The 17,239-nt window shown below is 69.8% G+C and carries 16 protein-coding genes; 1 reads left to right on the top strand and 15 read right to left on the bottom strand.

Going from position 1 to position 17,239, the window contains the following annotated elements:
• Positions 1-34: 34 nt before the first annotated feature.
• The 8 genes from ACRYRV_RS10390 to rho form a co-directional block, all read right to left on the bottom strand.
• Positions 35-1,093, bottom strand: a complete 1,059-nt coding sequence (locus ACRYRV_RS10390; protein ID WP_309636003.1) for a 3-deoxy-7-phosphoheptulonate synthase — start codon at positions 1,091-1,093, stop codon at positions 35-37.
• 4 nt (positions 1,094-1,097) lie between these two features.
• Positions 1,098-1,259 carry a hypothetical protein gene (locus tag ACRYRV_RS10385; RefSeq protein ID WP_309636004.1) on the bottom strand — a complete coding sequence of 54 codons (162 nt, stop codon included), beginning with the start codon at positions 1,257-1,259 and terminating at the stop codon, positions 1,098-1,100.
• Between the two features lie 148 nt (positions 1,260-1,407).
• A complete protein-coding gene (locus ACRYRV_RS10380) occupies positions 1,408-1,542 on the bottom strand; it encodes a hypothetical protein (RefSeq protein ID WP_444989495.1) in 135 nt (44 codons plus the stop codon).
• A 60-nt stretch (positions 1,543-1,602) separates the two neighbouring features.
• Entirely contained in the window at positions 1,603-1,731 is a 129-nt protein-coding gene (locus ACRYRV_RS10375; protein ID WP_299311252.1) for a hypothetical protein, read from the bottom strand.
• A gap of 89 nt (positions 1,732-1,820) precedes the next feature.
• Positions 1,821-2,534 carry a dihydromonapterin reductase gene (gene folM / locus ACRYRV_RS10370; protein WP_253446034.1) on the bottom strand — a complete coding sequence of 238 codons (714 nt, stop codon included), beginning with the start codon at positions 2,532-2,534 and terminating at the stop codon, positions 1,821-1,823.
• Positions 2,531-3,310: an NAD(P)H-flavin reductase gene (locus tag ACRYRV_RS10365; RefSeq protein WP_253446036.1), complete on the bottom strand. Its 780-nt coding sequence runs from the start codon at positions 3,308-3,310 to the stop codon at positions 2,531-2,533. The genes folM and ACRYRV_RS10365 overlap by 4 nt, the downstream gene beginning before the upstream one ends.
• An 18-nt stretch (positions 3,311-3,328) precedes the next feature.
• On the bottom strand, positions 3,329-4,816 hold the full coding sequence (gene ubiD, locus ACRYRV_RS10360) for a 4-hydroxy-3-polyprenylbenzoate decarboxylase (protein WP_253446039.1): 1,488 nt from the start codon (positions 4,814-4,816) through the stop codon (positions 3,329-3,331).
• A gap of 262 nt (positions 4,817-5,078) precedes the next feature.
• Positions 5,079-6,338, bottom strand: coding sequence for a transcription termination factor Rho (gene rho / locus ACRYRV_RS10355; RefSeq protein ID WP_253446042.1), 1,260 nt, complete (start codon positions 6,336-6,338; stop codon positions 5,079-5,081).
• Positions 6,339-6,762: 424 nt separating this feature from the next.
• Here rho and ppx point away from each other — a divergent pair, with 424 nt between their 5' ends.
• The gene (ppx, locus tag ACRYRV_RS10350; RefSeq protein ID WP_444985215.1) at positions 6,763-8,280 is read left to right on the top strand and encodes an exopolyphosphatase; all 1,518 of its coding nucleotides are present in this window, start codon (positions 6,763-6,765) and stop codon (positions 8,278-8,280) included.
• Here the strand turns inward: ppx and tilS are convergent.
• The 7 genes from tilS to fabZ form a co-directional block, all read right to left on the bottom strand.
• Positions 8,238-9,572 carry a tRNA lysidine(34) synthetase TilS gene (gene tilS, locus ACRYRV_RS10345; RefSeq protein ID WP_444985216.1) on the bottom strand — a complete coding sequence of 445 codons (1,335 nt, stop codon included), beginning with the start codon at positions 9,570-9,572 and terminating at the stop codon, positions 8,238-8,240. The genes ppx and tilS overlap by 43 nt on opposite strands.
• A gap of 4 nt (positions 9,573-9,576) precedes the next feature.
• Positions 9,577-10,530 (bottom strand): acetyl-CoA carboxylase carboxyl transferase subunit alpha, encoded by a 954-nt coding sequence (accA, locus tag ACRYRV_RS10340; RefSeq protein ID WP_253446053.1) that lies wholly within the window; start codon positions 10,528-10,530, stop codon positions 9,577-9,579.
• A 108-nt stretch (positions 10,531-10,638) separates the two neighbouring features.
• A complete protein-coding gene (gene dnaE, locus ACRYRV_RS10335) occupies positions 10,639-14,145 on the bottom strand; it encodes a DNA polymerase III subunit alpha (protein WP_444985217.1) in 3,507 nt (1,168 codons plus the stop codon).
• A gap of 22 nt (positions 14,146-14,167) precedes the next feature.
• Entirely contained in the window at positions 14,168-14,794 is a 627-nt protein-coding gene (gene rnhB / locus ACRYRV_RS10330) for a ribonuclease HII (protein ID WP_444985218.1), read from the bottom strand.
• Entirely contained in the window at positions 14,791-16,023 is a 1,233-nt protein-coding gene (gene lpxB, locus ACRYRV_RS10325; protein ID WP_444985219.1) for a lipid-A-disaccharide synthase, read from the bottom strand. Before lpxB ends, rnhB begins: the two co-directional genes overlap by 4 nt.
• Before the next feature lie 2 nt (positions 16,024-16,025).
• Positions 16,026-16,793 (bottom strand): acyl-ACP--UDP-N-acetylglucosamine O-acyltransferase, encoded by a 768-nt coding sequence (lpxA, locus tag ACRYRV_RS10320; RefSeq protein WP_309636012.1) that lies wholly within the window; start codon positions 16,791-16,793, stop codon positions 16,026-16,028.
• Positions 16,790-17,233, bottom strand: coding sequence for a 3-hydroxyacyl-ACP dehydratase FabZ (fabZ, locus tag ACRYRV_RS10315; protein ID WP_299310737.1), 444 nt, complete (start codon positions 17,231-17,233; stop codon positions 16,790-16,792). Before fabZ ends, lpxA begins: the two co-directional genes overlap by 4 nt.
• Positions 17,234-17,239: the final 6 nt, after the last annotated feature.

Below are 17,239 nucleotides of genomic sequence, written 5' to 3'. Positions count from 1 at the left end.
TGATTATCCCGACTCGGCCCCCCGGGGTACAGGCCTACCTCAGCCGCTCGGCGGCGCCGAGCAGCAGGCGTTCGGTGGTTTCCCAGCCGATGCAGGCGTCGGTGACCGAGACGCCGTGGCGCAGCCGGCCGGGCGACAGCGCCTGCTTGCCCTCGTGCAGATGGCTCTCGATCATCAGCCCGGCCAGGGCCGTCTCCCCCGCCTCGCGCTGGGCCAGGACGTCGAGCAGCACCTCGCTCTGGCGGCGGTGGTCCTTGCGGGCATTGGCGTGGCTGCAGTCCACCATCAGCCGCGGCGTGAGGCCCGCCTCCTCCAGGGCGCGGCGCGCCGCCTGGACGTGAGGCGCCTGGTAGTTGGGTTCGCCGTGGCCGCCGCGCAGCACCAGGTGGGTATGGGCGTTGCCGTCGGTGTCGCGAATCATCGGGCGCCCCTCGCCGTCCAGCCCGAAGTGGCTATGGGGATGGGCGGCGGCGCGCATGGCGTCCAGGGCCACGCCGATATCGCCGCCGGTGGCGTTCTTAAAACCCACCACGGCGTCGAGGCCGCTGGCCATCTCGCGGTGCAGCTGGGACTCGGTGGTGCGGGCGCCGATGGCCACCCAGGCCAGCAGGTCCTCCAGGTAGGGGGCCAGCATCGGCTGGAGCAGCTCGGTGGCTACCGGCAGGCCCAGCTCGGCGACGTCGCGCATCAGCCGACGCGAGACCTCGAGGCCGCGGGCCATGTCGCCGCTGCCATCCAGGTCGGGGTCGTAGGCGAGCCCCTTCCAGCCCACCGTGGTGCGCGGCTTCTCCACATAGACCCGCATCACCGGCAGCAGGCGGTCGGCGACCCGGGGCGCCAGCTCGGCCAGGCGGCGGGCGTACTCCATGGCCGCCTCGGGGTCGTGGATGGAGCAGGGGCCGACCACCACCAGCAGGCGGTCGTCGCGGCCGGCGAGGATATCGCGAACGGCCTGGCGCTGGATCTCGATCCGGCGGGCAAGCTCGGGGGCCAGGGGCAGTTCGCGGCGCAGGGCGTCCGGCGCGGGCAGACGGCGCACGGGGGCAGCGGCAGGACGGGCGGGGTTCAGGGCGGCGGCAAGCGTGGCGTTCATGGTGTCATCGGCTCCAGGTAGCGGTCATACATCGTGTCGATCGGGTGCCACCGAACTCGCTACGGCCGGACGTGGCGGAGTGAGCCGACCGCAGCTCGCTAAATCGCCAATAGCCGTAATAGCCGATGAGGCCGGTCAGCGGGCGAATGGCGATGGATGCGGTCATGGTCTCTCTCCTTGATGTCATCTCTGTGTGACATGCCGTGAAACGCAGAACCCCCGGGGCGGGTAGCCTTCCGGGGGTTCTGTCGGGAGGCGACCCTGGCGGGGCGTGCCTCTCGGCGATGTCGTGTCTGCTGCTCAGGATTCTCTCATCAGACATGGCCGCCGGGCACACCGGTCATAAAATAGCCATACCACCAGAAGCCCGCGCTCGCCCCCGCGCACGCGCCGGCGTCGCCTGCGTGGGCGGCGCTGTGGCAGTGCATGGCGGTGGCGAGTGGGGTCATGGTCGTCTCCTGGGCGATGGATTCATCCTGCCGCATCGAGCGGCGGCAGGCAAGTCCGTATCAGCCGGCAAACAGCTGGTACCAGCCGATGGTGGCCGGCAGGGCACTCATGGCCACGAGCACGATCAGGCCCATGATGATGGACAGCACGCCGCTGCTGTCACGGAAGTTCTCGTCATGTCCCGCCATGTGTCTCTCCTTCGGTTTGCTGTCAGGGTAGGTCCGCATTCTAGCGAAGAACCCGGCGGCGAGCACGCCACCTTGGTCGCAGGTAGGCGCTAGCGCAGGTGGCGGCCGCCATCCACCGGCAGGGTCGCCCCGGTCACGTAGCGGTTGTCGAGCAGGTAGCGCAGGGTCTGATAGATCACCCCGGGGCCGGGCACCATCTCCATGGCCGACTTGGCCCGCGCCTTCTCGACATAGGCCTCGTCGTCCCCCTCGTTGAGCATGATCAGCGCCGGGGCAATGGCGTTGACCTGGATCGTCGGCGCCAGCATGGCGGCGAAGGAGAGGGTCAGGTTGTCGAGCCCCGCCTTGGTGGCGGCGTAGGCGGCGTGCTTCTTCGACCCCTTCTGCACCACATAGTCGGTCATGTGCACGATATCGCGCTGGGGCTCGCTGCAGCGCTCCAGGAGCTCGCGTGCGTGCAGGTTGATCAGGTAGGGCGCCAGCATATGGATGCGGAAGAGCCGCTCGAAGGTGGCCCCCGCCTCGGGGCCGGTGGAATCCGGTGCCCAGTCGCTGGCGTTGTGGACGATCGCCCGCAGCGAGCTCGTCTCGGCCCTGAGCCGCTCGAGGAAGTCGAGGATGCCCGCCTCGCTGGCGAAGTCCGCCGGCAGGGTCACGATCCCCCTCTCCCGCAGCGCCGCAAGCTCCGGCCGCTCGCGGCGGTAGCTGATGATCACCGGGTGTCCGTCGTCCACCAGGCGCTCGGCGCAGTGGCGCCCCAGGCGCTGGGCGCCGCCGGTGATCAGGATCGGCGAGGCGCTCATGGGTGACTCTCCCGACGCAGGCTGCCGGTCACCGGAATCAGCGGGTCCCGGGGGGCATAGGCGAAGACGTCGGAGAAGGTGCGCGACGCCGAGAGCCCAAGCGAGGCGAGGACATCGACGCAGGCGTAGACCATGCCCGGCGAGCCGGAGAGGTAGACGTCATGGCCGGAGACATCCTCGAGCCCCGCGGCCAGGGCCTGGTCGATGCGTCCCCGGTGGCCGATGACGCCCTCCCCCGCCCAGGGCTCCTCCGGCGAAAGCTCGGTCACCGGATGGAAGCGCACCTTCGGATGGGCCTCGGCCCACTCCCGAGGCAGGCGCTCCAGGTAGAGCTGGCGCCGCTCCCGGGCCGCCCACCAGAGGTCGATCTCGCGCTCGGGGTCGGCGGCCAGCGCCGCCTCGACGATCGCCTTCATCTGGGAGAAGCCGGTTCCCGCCGCGACCAGCAGCAGCGGGCGGGTGCTGTCCGGGTCGAGCACGCAGTCGCCGCCGGGCAGGCGCAGGGTCAGGCGGTTGGCGACCTGGACCAGGTCGCGCAGCCGGGCGGAGTTCTCCCGCTCCGGCCAGTGCTGGATATGCAGCTCGATCACGCCGTCGCCGCCGTGGGCGTTGGCAATGGAGAAGGGCACCCAGGTCTCGTCATCGAGCCTGAGTTCGAGATACTGCCCGGGGGCGTGGGCCACCGCCTCCGGGCGGCCCTCCAGCTGCACCCGAAAGACATCCGGGGTGAGGTCCTCGACCTCGTCGACCAGGCAGGTCAGGGTCCTTGGCGTCATGCGTGCCTCGTGGGGTTATCAGGGGGTCTTGTCGTCGGGAAGCTCGATGCCCAGCTCGTTCCAGCGCTCGCTGACGCGGGCCTTGACGGCCTCGTCCATGACGATGGGCACTCCCCACTCGCGGTCGGTCTCGCCCGGCCACTTGCTGGTGGCATCCAGGCCCATCTTGGAGCCGAGGCCGGAGACCGGCGAGGCGAAGTCCAGGTAGTCGATGGGGGTGTTCTCCACCATCACGGTGTCCCGGGCCGGGTCCATGCGGGTGGTGATAGCCCAGATCACGTCCTCCCAGTCCCGGGCGCTGACGTCGTCGTCGAGCACCACCACGAACTTGGTGTACATGAACTGGCGCAGGAAGCTCCACACCCCCATCATCACCCGCTTGGCGTGGCCCGGATACTGCTTCTTCATGGTCACCACCGCCATGCGGTAGGAGCAGCCCTCCGGGGGCAGGTAGAAGTCGACGATCTCCGGGAACTGGCGGCGCAGGATAGGAACGAAGACCTCGTTGAGGGCCAGGCCGAGAATGGCCGGCTCATCCGGCGGCCGACCGGTGTAGGTGGAGTGGTAGATGGCGCCGCGGCGCATGGTCATGCGCGTCACCGTGAACACCGGGAAGTGGTCGACCTCGTTGTAGTAGCCGGTGTGGTCGCCGTAGGGGCCCTCGGGCGCGGTGTCGTCCGGGTAGATGAAGCCCTCCAGGATGATCTCCGCCGAGGCCGGCACTTCCAGGTCGGCGTGGCCGCACCTGACCAGCTCGGTGCGCGAGCCGCGCAGCAGTCCGGCGAAGGCGTACTCGGAGAGCGAGTCCGGCACCGGCGTCACCGCGCCGAGAATGGTGGCCGGATCGGCGCCGAGTGCCACCGCCACCGGGAAGGGCTCGCCGGGATGGGCCTTCTGGAACTCCAGGAAGTCCAGGGCCCCGCCGCGATGGGAGAGCCAGCGCATGATCAGGCGGTTCTTCGAGAGCTTCTGCTGACGGTAGATGCCGAGGTTCTGGCGCTTCTTGTGGGGGCCACGGGTGATCACCAGGGGCCAGGTGACCAGAGGGGCGGCGTCGCCGGGCCAGCAGTGCTGGATCGGCAGGCGGTCGAGGTCGACCTCGTCGCCCTCATAGACGAGCTCCTGCACCGGCGCCGAACGCACCTTCTTCGGCCCCATGCTCATCACCTGCTTGAAGATGGGCAGCTTGTCCCAGGCGTCGCGAAAGCCCTTGGGGGGCTCCGGCTCCTTGAGGAAGGCGAGCAGCTCGCCCACCTCGCGCAGGGCAGCCACGGAGTCCTGGCCCATGCCGAGGGCCACCCGCTTGGGCGTACCGAAGAGGTTGCCCAGCAGCGGCATATCATGGCCCTTGACGTTCTCGAAGAGCAGCGCCGGGCCGCCGGCACGCAGGGTGCGATCGCAGATCTCGGTGATCTCGAGGTAGGGGTCCACCTCGGCGGTGATGCGCTTGAGCTCGCCCTGGGCCTCCAGGGCGCTGATGAATTCCCGCAGGTCCTTGTACTTCATTCGGGTTTCCCGGTTCCAGTACGACGAAAGGGGCAGCATAGCATGCTACCCCCCGGCCCTTCGTACAACGTTTGCACAGTTTTCTGCGCTCGGCGGCCCTTGCGCTGCTGACGAAACCCTTCAAGGCGAAGGCGTTGAAAGCTGGCCGTCGCGAGCGAAGGCGAGACAAGGCGGAAAACAGCGAAAGCGCGGAGTTTACTTCAGTAAATGAGCAGCTTGAGCTGTTTTCCAACGCAGTATCGCCAAGCGCAGCAGGCCAGAATCAACGCCGCTTCATGGCCTCGAAGAACTCGATGTTGGTCTTGGTATCCTTCAAGCGGTCGATCAGGAACTCGGTGGCCGCGGTGTCATCCATGGGGTTGAGCAGCTTGCGCAGGATCCACATGCGCTGCATCTCGTCCTCGGAGGCGAGCAGGTCCTCGCGGCGGGTGCCGGAGCGGCGGATGTTCATCGCCGGATAGACGCGACGCTCGGCCAGCTTGCGGTCCAGGTGCGCCTCCATGTTGCCGGTGCCCTTGAACTCCTCGAAGATCACCTCGTCCATCTTGGAGCCGGTATCCACCAGCGCCGTGGCGATGATGGTCAGGCTGCCGCCCTCCTCGATGTTGCGCGCCGCACCGAAGAAGCGCTTGGGCTTCTCCAGGGCGTGGGCGTCGACGCCGCCGGTCAGCACCTTGCCGGAGCTCGGCACCACGGTGTTGTAGGCCCGCGCCAGGCGGGTGATGGAGTCGAGCAGGATCACCACGTCCTTCTTGTGCTCCACCAGGCGCTTGGCCTTCTCGATCACCATCTCGGCCACCTGGACGTGGCGCGCCGGCGGCTCGTCGAAGGTCGAGGCCACCACCTCGCCGCGCACGGTGCGCTGCATCTCGGTGACCTCTTCGGGCCGCTCGTCGATCAGCAGCACGATCAGGTGGCACTCGGGATTGTTGCGGGTGATGGAGGTGGCGATGTTCTGCAACATCAGCGTCTTGCCCGCCTTGGGCGGCGAGACCAGCAGGCCCCGCTGTCCCTTGCCGATGGGCGCGGTGAGATCGATGATGCGCGCCGTGATGTCCTCGGTGGAGCCGTTGCCGATCTCCATGCGCAGGCGCTCGTCGGGAAACAGCGGCGTCAGGTTCTCGAAGAGGATCTTCGACTTGGCGTTCTCGGGACGGTCGAAGTTGATCTCGCTGACCTTGAGCAGGGCGAAGTAGCGCTCGCCCTCCTTCGGGGGGCGGATCTTGCCCGAGATGGAGTCGCCCTTGCGCAGGTTGAAGCGGCGGATCTGGGAGGGCGACACATAGATGTCGTCGGGGCCGGCCAGGTAGGAGCTGTCTGCACTGCGCAGGAAGCCGAACCCGTCCTGCAGGATCTCGAGGACGCCATCGCCGTAGATCGGCTCGCCGCTCTTGGCGTGCTTCTTGAGGATGGCAAAGATGATGTCCTGCTTGCGGGAGCGCGCCAGGTTGTCGATGCCCATCTCGCGGGCGATCTCCAGGAGTTCCGGCACGGGCTTTTGCTTGAGTTCGGTAAGATTCATCGGTGTGTTCAGAGATTGCTCGTGGAAGCCGGGCGTCGATGCGCCGCAAATGACGGGGGGCGAGACGAAAACGCCGCATGGGGTGCGTTCAGAGCCCGGACAGGCTGCCACTCGTCGTCTTGCATCCAGATGGCCATGGGGAAGGCAACCGCCGAGGGCAGCCGGCCGATAGGGAGTCGAGGGAGCAGATTCGCTTTCGCCTGACCAGCGGCCGCGGGAGGAACCGGGCTTCCGCTGAGTACAGTGGGCTGTCTGACGACTTGGAGTGACCGAGACGGGATCGCCGTGAAACGGTCGGAAAGCATTCGGAACAGGCGAACGCCTCGATACTAGACAAGGGAAGGCCCGAACGCAAGCCCTCAACAATTGACACGGCCGCAGGCGAGCCGCAACCTTTCCCCCAGTCAACTCGAAGGAAGCCACCATGACCTCGCCAGCGGATCCGGCCCCCACTCCCCCCCCGACGCGGCGGCTCGCCGCCATCGACCTCGGCTCCAACAGCTTTCACCTGCTGGTGGCCAACTACCAGGAGGAGCGCCTCCAGGTGGTGGCCCGTCAGGGCGAGAAGGTGCAGCTGGCCGCCGGCCTCGACGACGAGGGCCTGCTCGACGAGGCCACCATGCAACGCGCCCTGGACTGCCTGGCCCGCTTCGCCCCCTTCGTGGCCGACATCGCTCCGGGGCAGCTGCGGGTGGTGGGCACCAACGCCCTGCGCGACGCCGCCAACAGCGAGGCGCTGATCGAGCGCGCCGAAGCGCTGCTGGGCTGCCGGGTCGAGATCATCGCCGGCCGCGAGGAGGCGCGCCTGATCTATCTGGGGGCCGCCCACGCCCTGGCCGAGGAGGGGCGGCGGCTGATCGTCGACATCGGCGGCGGCTCCACCGAGTTCATCATCGGCGAGCGCTTCGAGCCCCAGGCCCTGGAGAGCCTGCGCATGGGCTGCGTTACCTTTACCCGGCGCTTCTTCGACGGCGGCGAGATCACCGAGAAGCGCATGCGCCGCGCCGAGCTCGCCGCCCTCTCGGAGCTGGCCAATATCCGCCGCCACTACCTGGCGCTGGGCTGGGAGGATCCGGTGGGCTCCAGCGGCACCATCAAGGCCGCTGCCGCCGTGATCCACGCCGCCGGCGACGGCCCCGAGGGGGTCATCACCCGGCAGGGCCTTACCGCCCTGCGCGAGCGGCTGATCAAGTGCAAGCGTCTGGACAAGGTGAGCCTGGAGGGTCTCAAGCCGGACCGCGCCCGGGTCTTCCCCGCCGGCATCGCCGTGCTCGGGGCCATCTTCGAGGCCTTCGACCTCGACCAGATGCGTTTCGCCGACGGCGCCCTGCGCGAGGGGGTGCTCTACGACATGGCAGGGCGCAACAGCCCCGAGGACTCCCGGCTCAAGAGCCTGGAGCTCCTCGAGCGCCGCTACGGCGTGGACGCCCGCCAGGCCGGCAACGTCGCCGCCACGGCCGGCGCGCTGCTCGGCCAGGTCCGCGACGCCTGGGGGCTCGACGACGACCAGGCCCGCTTCCTGGCCTGGGGGGCGCGCCTCCACGAGATCGGCCTGGCCATCTCCCACAGCCAGTTCCATCGCCACGGCGCCTATCTGCTGGAGCACTCCGACCTGGCCGGCTTCTCCCGCCCGGAGCAGCGCCTGCTGGCCTTCCTGGTGCGCGCCCACCGCCGCAAGTTCCCGCTCCGGGAGTGGCAGGCGCTGCCCGCCTCCGTGCACTCCTCCCACGCCCGGCTGGCCCGACTGCTGCGCCTGGCGGTGCTGCTCAATCACAGCCGCCCGGAGCAGCCCCCCGCGCCACCGCGCCTCGACGCCGACGGCGAGGCGCTGCGCCTCACCCTGCCCGGCGGTGACGACCCCATGCTGCTGCTCACCGACCTGGAGCAGGAGTGCGCCTATCAGCAGGCGGCGGGCTTCTCCCTGGAGCTCGCCCCCGCCTGAGCCCGCCACCCCTCGGCCAGCGCCAGCCAGCGCCCGGCCAGGGGGTCGAGCAGCGCCACCGGCGTCTCCGCTCCGCGGCTGTCCATCTGCCAGGCCACCAGCAGCCGCTGCCGCCGCCAGGGCGGCACCTCGAGCTCCTGCAGCAGCCGCTTGAGATCCCGGGAGCCGCGGCCCGCCAAGCGCAGGCGCTCGCCGCCCCGGCGGGGTCGAAGCGTCAGGTCGCCTTTCCCTGCCCCCTCTCCTTCCGTCGGCCCGGCCAGGCTCACCTCGCAGCTCCCCAGCGGCGTCGCAAGCGGCGATGCCCCCTCCCAGCGGCGCTCCCAGCCCGCCGGCAGCGCCGGCAGCGGCGCCATCAGGTATAGCCTACCTCGCCATAGCCGCGCCTCGGCGCCGGGCCAGGCCACCCGGGCCTCGCCGTCGAGACGCGCCCCCAGCTGCGACAGCAGCGTTGCCAGGCGCGAGGCCGGCGGGGTGGGCAGCCCCAGCCGCTGGCAGGCGTGGCGCAGCAGCAGCCGCTGCCGTGGCGGCGAAAGCGCGCCAAGCTCGTCCGCCGCCAGGCAGGCGGGGTCGCCGCCGAGGCGCTCGAGGTCGAGCTCGGCCAGCTCGCCGAGCAGCGCCTCGGCCTCCCCGGCGAGCTCGGCACTCCTGGCCAGCGCCGCGCCGGCCCGAGGCCAGCGCTCCTCGAGCCGCGGCAGCAGGGAGGCACGCAGGAAGTTGCGATCCAGGCCCTCGTCGGCATTGGAGGGATCCTCCTCCCAGGCGAGATCCAGCCGTGCCGCCTCGGCCTCGAGGGCCGAGCGGGACATCGCCAGCAGCGGGCGCGCCAGCGCCCTGCCCCGCCAGACGCGCAGCGGCGGCATGCCGCCCAGGCCCCGCACGCCGCTGCCGCGCAGGGCGGCGAGCAGGAAGGTCTCGGCCTGGTCGTCGCGATGCTGGGCCAGCCAGAGGGTCTCGCCGGGGGCGACCCGGCGGGCGAAGGCAGCATAGCGCGCCTCCCGGGCCGCCCCCTCCAGGCCCTTCCCCGCGGCGAGGTCGACGGCAACCCGCTCGACGCAGAGCGGCACGCCCAGGCGCGAGCAGAGCCGCCGGCAGTGGCGCTCGAAGTCGTCGGCGGCGGTCTGGAGGCCGTGATGCACATGGAGGGCACGCAGCGGGCGGGGATGACGCCGGCACGCCTCGGCGGCGAGTGTCAGCAGCAGGGAGGAGTCGAGCCCGCCGGAGAGGGCCACCCAGACGACGCGCCCCGGCGGGGTCTCCGCCAGGGCGCTGTCGATCACGGCCTGCAGGGGCATGGGATCAGGCGGGCATGCCATAGCTCATCAGGCGCTCGTAGCGGCGGGCGAGGAGGCTCTCCGTGTCCATCGCCGCGAGGCGGTCGAGGCTCGCCAGCAGCGACTCCCTGACCCGTTCGGCGGTGGCCAGGGGCTGGCGGTGGGCGCCCCCCAGGGGCTCCTCGATCAGGGTATCGACGAAGCCCAGTTCCTGCAGGCGCTCGGCGGTCACCCCCATGGCCTGGGCGGCATCGGCGGCCTTCTCGGCGCTGCGCCAGAGGATGGAGGCGCAGCCCTCGGGGGAGATCACCGAATAGGTGGAGTACTGCAGCATGGCCAGCTCGTCACAGACGCCGATGGCCAGGGCCCCCCCGGAGCCGCCCTCGCCCACCACGGTGGCCAGGATCGGGGTGCGCAGGCGCGACATCACCGCCAGGTTGTAGGCGATGGCCTCGGACTGGCCGCGCTCCTCGGCGTCGATGCCGGGATAGGCGCCGGGGGTGTCGATAAAGGTCAGCACCGGCATCCGGAAGCGCTCGGCCATTTCCATCAGGCGGCACGCCTTGCGGTAGCCCTCGGGGCGCGGCATGCCGAAGTTGCGGCGCACCTTCTCCTTCACGTCGCGGCCCTTCTGGTGGCCGATCACCATCACCGGGCGGTCGTCGAGACGCGCCACGCCGCCGACGATGGCGGCATCGTCGGCGAAGTGGCGGTCGCCGTGAAGCTCGTCGAAGTCGGTGAAGACGTGCTCCAGGTAGTCCAGGGTATAGGGGCGCTGGGGATGGCGGGAGAGCTGGGAGACCTGCCAGGGGGTGAGATCCTTGAAGATGGACTCGGTGAGCTTGCGACTCTTCTCCTCGAGGCGCTCGATCTCGTCGCTGAGGTTGACCTGGCTGTCGTTGCCGACCAGCCGCAGCTCCTCGATCTTGGCCTGGAGCTCGGCGATGGGCTGTTCGAAGTCGAGATAGTTGGGATTCATTGGCGGACGGCCTTGTGGTGTTTCACCGCCCGGCCCGTGGCAGGCGGCGCGAAAAATGAGAAGTGGCAGGCATTATCGCACCCTCAACGCGGCGCGCAAGGCGATGCCTCAGCGGTACTTGAGCCGCACGCCATCCTGCCCCTGCACCTCGCGCAGGCGGATCAGCAGCTCGTCGGTGGGCGCGACCCTCCAGGCGGCGTCGAGCTCCAGCCAGCCGGCGGCCTCGGCGTTGCGGTAGCGCAGGCGCACCGGCAGACCCTCGGCGTTGCGGTGGGGCTCCAGGCTCTCGCGCAGGGAGTCCACCAGCCGGCCGTTGATGGCCGCCCCGTCCAGGGAGAGCTCCACCGCCTGGCCGTAGCGGGTGCGCGCCGCCACCATGGGGGTGACCTCCTTGCCGCGCAGGCGCAGCCCTCCCGAGTAGTCGTCGGAGGAGACCTCCCCCTCGACGATCAGCACCTGATCGGGCTCGAGCTGACCGCGCAGCTGGTCATAGAGCTCGCCGAACAGCGACGCCTCGATGCGTCCGGTGCGGTCGTCCAGGGTCAGGAAGGCCATGGTGTCGCCGCGCTTGGACTTCATGGTGCGCACCCCCACCACCAGGCCCGCCACGCGCTGGGGCTCCCGCGACGGCTTGAGGTCGCTGATGCGGGTGGAGACGAAGCGCTCGAGCTCACCCTCGTACTCGTCGATGGGGTGGCCGGTCAGGTAGAGCCCCAGGGTCTCCTTCTCGCCGGCCAGACGCTCCTTGTCGGTCCACTCCCGCACCCCGAGATAGTCGGCATAGACGTCGCCCCCCGCCCCGGCATCGTCGACGAAGGCCTCGCCGAACATGTCCATCATGCCCAGGTTCTGGTTGGTCTGGCTCTGGGCGGCGGCCTTGAGGGCATCCTCCAGCGCCGCCGCCAGCACGGCGCGGTTGGGGCCGAGGGTGTCCAGGGCGCCGGAGCGGATCAGCGCCTCCAGGGTGCGCTTGTTCATCCGCTTGGGGTCGACGCGGCGGCAGAAGTCGAAGAGGTCCTGGAAGGGGCCCTCCGCCTCCCGGGCCTCGACGATGGCCCCGATGGGGCCCTCGCCCACGCCGCGGATGGCGCCGAGGCCGTAGACCACCCGGGCCTGGTCATCCACGGTGAACTTGTAGCCGCCCACGTTGACGTCCGGCGGCGTGACGGTGAGCCCGAGGTTGCGGCACTCCTCGATCAGCGGCACCACCTTGTCGAGGTTGTCCATCTCGGTGGAGATCACCGCCGCCATGAAGGGGCCGGGATAGTGCGCCTTCAGCCAGGCCGTCTGATACGAGACCAGCGCATAGGCCGCCGAGTGGGACTTGTTGAAGCCGTAGCCGGCGAACTTCTCCACCAGGTCGAAGATGTTGCCGGCGAGCTCCTTGTCGATGCCGTTGGCCGCGCACCCCTCCATGAAGCCCGCGCGCTGCTTGGCCATCTCCTCGGGCTTCTTCTTGCCCATGGCGCGGCGCAGCATGTCGGCCTGGCCCAGGGTGTAGCCCGCCAGCACCTGGGCGATCTGCATCACCTGCTCCTGATAGAGGATGATGCCGTAGGTGGGCTCCAGCACCGGCTTGAGCCACTCGTGCTGGTAGTCCGGGTGCGGGTAGGAGATCTCGGCGCGGCCGTGCTTGCGATTGATGAAGTCGTCCACCATGCCCGACTGCAGCGGGCCGGGGCGGAAGAGCGCCACCAGGGCGATCATGTCGTCCAGCGAATCGGGCAGCAGGCGCTTGATCAGCTCCTTCATGCCGCGGGATTCGAGCTGGAAGACCGCCGTGGTCTCGGCGCGCTTGAGCATCTCGAAGGTGGGGGCGTCGTCCAGCGGGATGCTGTCGATATCCAGCGGCCCCTGCCCCTCCACGGCACGCACCTTGTCGACCATCTCAAGTGCCCAGTCGATGATGGTCAGGGTGCGCAGGCCCAGGAAGTCGAACTTGACCAGGCCCGCGTCCTCGATGTCGTTCTTGTCGAACTGCACGACGAGCCCGGTGCCATCCTCGTCGCAGAGCAGCGGCGAGAAGTCGGTCAGCTTGGTGGGGGCGATCACCACGCCCCCGGCGTGCTTGCCGGTGCCGCGGGTGATGCCCTCGAGCTTGAGCGCCATCTCCCAGATCTCGGCGGCCTCGTCGTCGTTCTCGACGAACTCCTTGAGGGCCGGCTCCGCCTCGATCGCCTTGGCGAGCGTCATGCCCACCTCGAAGGGGATCAGCTTGGAGAGCTTGTCGCCCAGCGAGTAGGGGCGCCCCTGGGCCCGGGCCACGTCGCGCACCACCGCCTTGGCGGCCATGGTGCCGAAGGTGACGATCTGGGAGACGGCGTTGCGGCCGTAGCGGTCGGCCACGTACTCGATCACTCGGTCGCGCTTCTCCATGCAGAAGTCGACGTCGAAGTCGGGCATCGAGACCCGCTCGGGGTTGAGGAAGCGCTCGAAGAGCAGGTCGTAGCCGATGGGGTCCAGATCGGTGATCTTCTGGGCGTAGGCCACCAGGGAGCCGGCGCCGGAGCCGCGGCCGGGGCCCACCGGGACGTCGTTGTCCTTGGCCCACTGGATGAAGTCCATCACGATCAGGAAGTAGCCGGGGAACCCCATCTGGATGATGACGTCGAGCTCGAAGTCGAGCCGCTCCCGGTAGCGCTGGTCGATCTCGGCATACTCGGCGCCGTCGCGGGGGTAGCGCTCGGCGGGGAAGAGGAAGTCGAGGCGCTCGGTGAGGCCGTCGTGGGAGATCTTGCGGAAGAACTCGTCCTGGGTCATCCCTTCGGGAATCTCGAACTCCGGCAGGAAGATCTCCCCCAGGCGCACCTCCACGCTGCAGCGGGCGGCGATCATCACGCTGTTCTCGAGGGCCTCGGGAATATCAGAGAAGAGCTCGGCCATCTCCTCGGGGCTCTTGAGATACTGCTCCTCGCTGTACTTGCGCTCACGGCGGGGATCGTCCAGGGCCCGCCCCTCGCCGATGGCGACCCGGGTCTCGTGGGCCCAGAAGTCCGCCTTCTCGAGGAAGCGGACATCGTTGGTGGCCACCACCGGGGTGCCGCTCTCCAGTGCCAGGTCCACCGAGAGGTGCAGGCACTCCTCCTCCAGGGGGCGCCCGGTGCGAGTCAGCTCCAGGTAGAAGCGCCCGGGGAAGGCGGCGTTCCACTCCTCGAGCAGCTCGCGGGCCTCGTCGCCGTGGTCGCTGAGCAGGTAGCGGCCCACCTCGCCGTCGCGGCCCCCGGAGAGGGCAATCAGTCCCTCGCTCTGGGCCAGCACCCAGTCGCGCTTCAGCTCGGCGCGCCCCAGGCGCTGCCCCTCCATCCAGCCCCGGGAGATCAGCTCGGTGAGGTTGCGGTAGCCCGTGTCGTTCATGGCCAGCAGGGTCAGCCGGTAGGGGTGCTCCTCGTCGTGGGGGTTGGCGAGCCAGAGGTCGGCGCCGATGATCGGCTTGATCCCGGCCCCCTGGGCGGCCTTGTAGAACTTGACCAGGCCGAAGAGGTTGGCCTCGTCGGTCATGGCCAGCGCCGGCATGCCGTGCTCCCCGGCCGCCTTGACCAGCGGCTTGAGGCGCACCAGGCCGTCGACCAGGGAGTATTCGGTGTGGACGCGAAGATGAACGAAGGGCGTGGTCATAGGGAGCTCGGGGCTTGGGTGTTCAGAACAGCGCCAGCTGGCGCTTGACCGGGGCGAAGGAGCGGCGGTGCTCCGGCAGCGCGCCGAGGCGCGCCAGGGCGGCCAGGTGCTCCCGGGTCGGGTAGCCCTTGTGGCGGGCGAAGCCGTAGTCGGGATGGCGGGCGTCGAGGGCCAGCATCTGGGCATCCCGGGCCACCTTGGCGAGTATCGAGGCGGCGGCGATGGCCGGATGGCGGGCGTCCCCCTTGACCACCGCCTGCCCCGGCAGATGATGCCCGGGCAGGCGATTGCCGTCCACCAGCAGGTACTCCGCCGCCGGGGCCAGGGCGTCGATGGCCCGGCGCATCGCCAGGTGGGTGGCGTGGTAGATATTCAAGGCGTCTACCTCGGCGGCGCTGGCCTCGGCCACGGCGAAGGCCAGGGCCCGCTCGCGGATCTCGCTGTCCAGTGCCTCCCGGCGTTTCGCGGAGAGCGCCTTGGAGTCGGTGAGCCCGTCGATGGGGCGCGCCGGGTCGAGGATCACCGCGGCGGCTACCACCGCCCCTACCAGGGGGCCACGGCCCACCTCGTCGACGCCGGCCAGGCGCTCGCCGCGGTAGTCGACCACCAGGGGCGGCAGCTCCCGGGGAGCGCCTCGCTGCCGGGTCAAGGCGCCGCCTCCTCGGCCCGCTCGGGGGCGACGCTCTCGGGCAGCGGCTCGCCGGCCACCAGCGCCTCGATAGCCTCGGCCGCGCGGCGGCTGGCGTCGCGCTGCAGGCCTTGGTGCATCGCCGCGAAGCGCGCCTCCAGGGCGGCGCGGCCCGGAGCATCGTCGAGCAGCGCGCCGAGCCGGTCGGCGATCGCCTCGGCGCTCGCCGCCTCCTGGATCAGCTCCGGCACCAGGGTCTCCCGGGCGATCAGGTTGGGCAGCGAGATCCACTCGGTCTTGACCAGCCGCCGGGCGAGCCAGTGTGTCGCGGGCGCCATCCGGTAGGCCACCAGCATCGGCCGGTGGCAGAGCATCGCCTCGAGCGCCGCGGTGCCCGAGGCGAGCAGCACGGCATCAGAGGCCACCATCGCCTCCCGGGCCTGGCCGTCGAGCAGGGTCAGCCGCTCGGCAAGCCCGGGGTGGCCGACCAGCAGCGCCGCGAGCTCCTCGCGTCGCTGCGGCGTGGCCGCCGGCACCACGATTCTCAGGTCCGGCCGCGCCGCACAGAGCCGCTCGGCGGCGGCGAGAAAGGTCTCGCCGAGAAAGCGGACCTCGTTGGCCCGGGAGCCCGGCAGCAGCGCCAGCACCTCGCCCTCGGCGGGCAGGCCCAGCGCCCCACGCGCCGCGAGCCGATCGTTCTCGAGGGGCAGCTCGTCGGCCAGCGGGTGGCCGACGAAGGCCACCGGCACCCGGTGGCGGGCGTAGAAGGCCGCCTCGAAGGGCAGGAAGGTCAGCATGGCATCCACGGACTTCGCGATGCCCTTGACCCGCCCCTGACGCCAGGCCCAGACGGAGGGGCTGACGTAATGGGCGGTAGTGAGCCCCGCCTCGCGCAGCTGTCGCTCCAGGCCCAGGTTGAAGTCCGGGGCGTCGATGCCGACCATGATATCGGGCTGCCAGGCCAGGGCGTCGGCCCTGAGGGCGCGGCGCACCCGGATCAGCCCGGGCAGGTGCCTGAGCACCTCGACGAGGCCCATCACCGAGAGGGTCTCCAGGGGGAAGCGGCTGTCGATGCCCTCCGCGATCATGCGCGGGCCGCCGATGCCGCGGAACTCGACGCCGGGGTGGCGCGCCTTCAGGGCGCGCATCAGGCCGGCGCCCAGGATATCGCCGGAGAGCTCACCGGCCACCAGGTAGACGCGCTTGACGGCCCGCGGATCGGGCGCCGCCATTTCCTGGGGATCCGCCATCGTCAGCGCACGATGCCGCGGGAGGCGATCTCGATGGAGGCGGCGAAGGCCTCGGTCTCGGGCAGGTCGAAGCGGCCGCGGATCTCGGCCAGCGCCTGCTCCACGGTAAGCCCCTGGCGGTAGACCAGCTTGTAGGCCTCGCCCAGCGCGCGCATCGACTCCCTGGAGAAGCCGCGGCGCTTGAGCCCCACCAGGTTGAGGCCGTGGGCCTGGGCCGGGTTGCCGTTGATCATCACGTAGGCCGGGGTGTCCTTGGTGATGATGGAGCCGCCGCCGGCCATGGCGTGGGTGCCGAAGTGGCAGAACTGGTGCACCGCGGAGAGGCCGCCGAGGATGGCGAAGTCGCCGAGCTTGACGTGGCCGGCCAGGGTCACCTGATTGGCCAGGATGCAGTCGCTGCCGATCACGCAGTCATGGCCCACGTGCACATAGGCCATGAAGAGGTTGCGCGAGCCGATGGTGGTCTCGCCGCGGTCCTGGACGGTGCCGCGATGCAGGGTCACCCCCTCGCGGATCACGTTGTCGTCGCCCATCACCAGGCGGGTGGGCTCGCCGGCATACTTCTTGTCCTGGCAATCCTCGCCTACCGAGGCGAACTGGAAGATACGCGTGCGCGCCCCCAGCGTCGTGGGCCCCTTGATGACCACATGAGGGCCGATGCGGCTGCCGGGCCCGACCTCCACATCGGGACCGATCACCGTGAAGGGGCCCACCTCGACGTCATCGGCGAGGCGCGCGGCGGGGTCGACAAGGGCGGTGGGATGGATCAAGCAACCTTCCTCTCGGCACAGATGATCTCGGCCTCGCAGGCCAGCTCGCCGTCGACGGTGGCCTGGCAGGCGAATTTCCAGATGCCCCGCTTCTCGCGGATCACGTCGGCGCGCAGCTGAAGCTGGTCGCCGGGCATCACCGGACGCTTGAAGCGCACGTTGTCGCTGCCTACCAGGTAGTAGACATAGCCGTCGGCGGGCAGCTTGTTGACGGTCTTGAAGCCGAGGATGCCGCAGGCCTGGGCCAGCGCCTCGACCACCAGCACCCCGGGCATGATGGGGTGGTGAGGGAAGTGGCCATTGAAGAAGGGCTCGTTGATGCTGACGTTCTTGTAGCCGACGATGGATTCGCCGAGGTTCAGCTCGGTGACCCTGTCCACCAGCAGGAACGGGTAGCGGTGGGGCAGGTAGTCTCGAATCTCGTTGATGTCCATTACCATCGTCAC

The sequence above is a fragment of the Halomonas mongoliensis genome, from assembly GCF_052496345.1.
The sequence above is the reverse complement of the archived record's forward strand: the minus strand, read 5'-3'. Positions and strand labels throughout refer to the sequence as shown.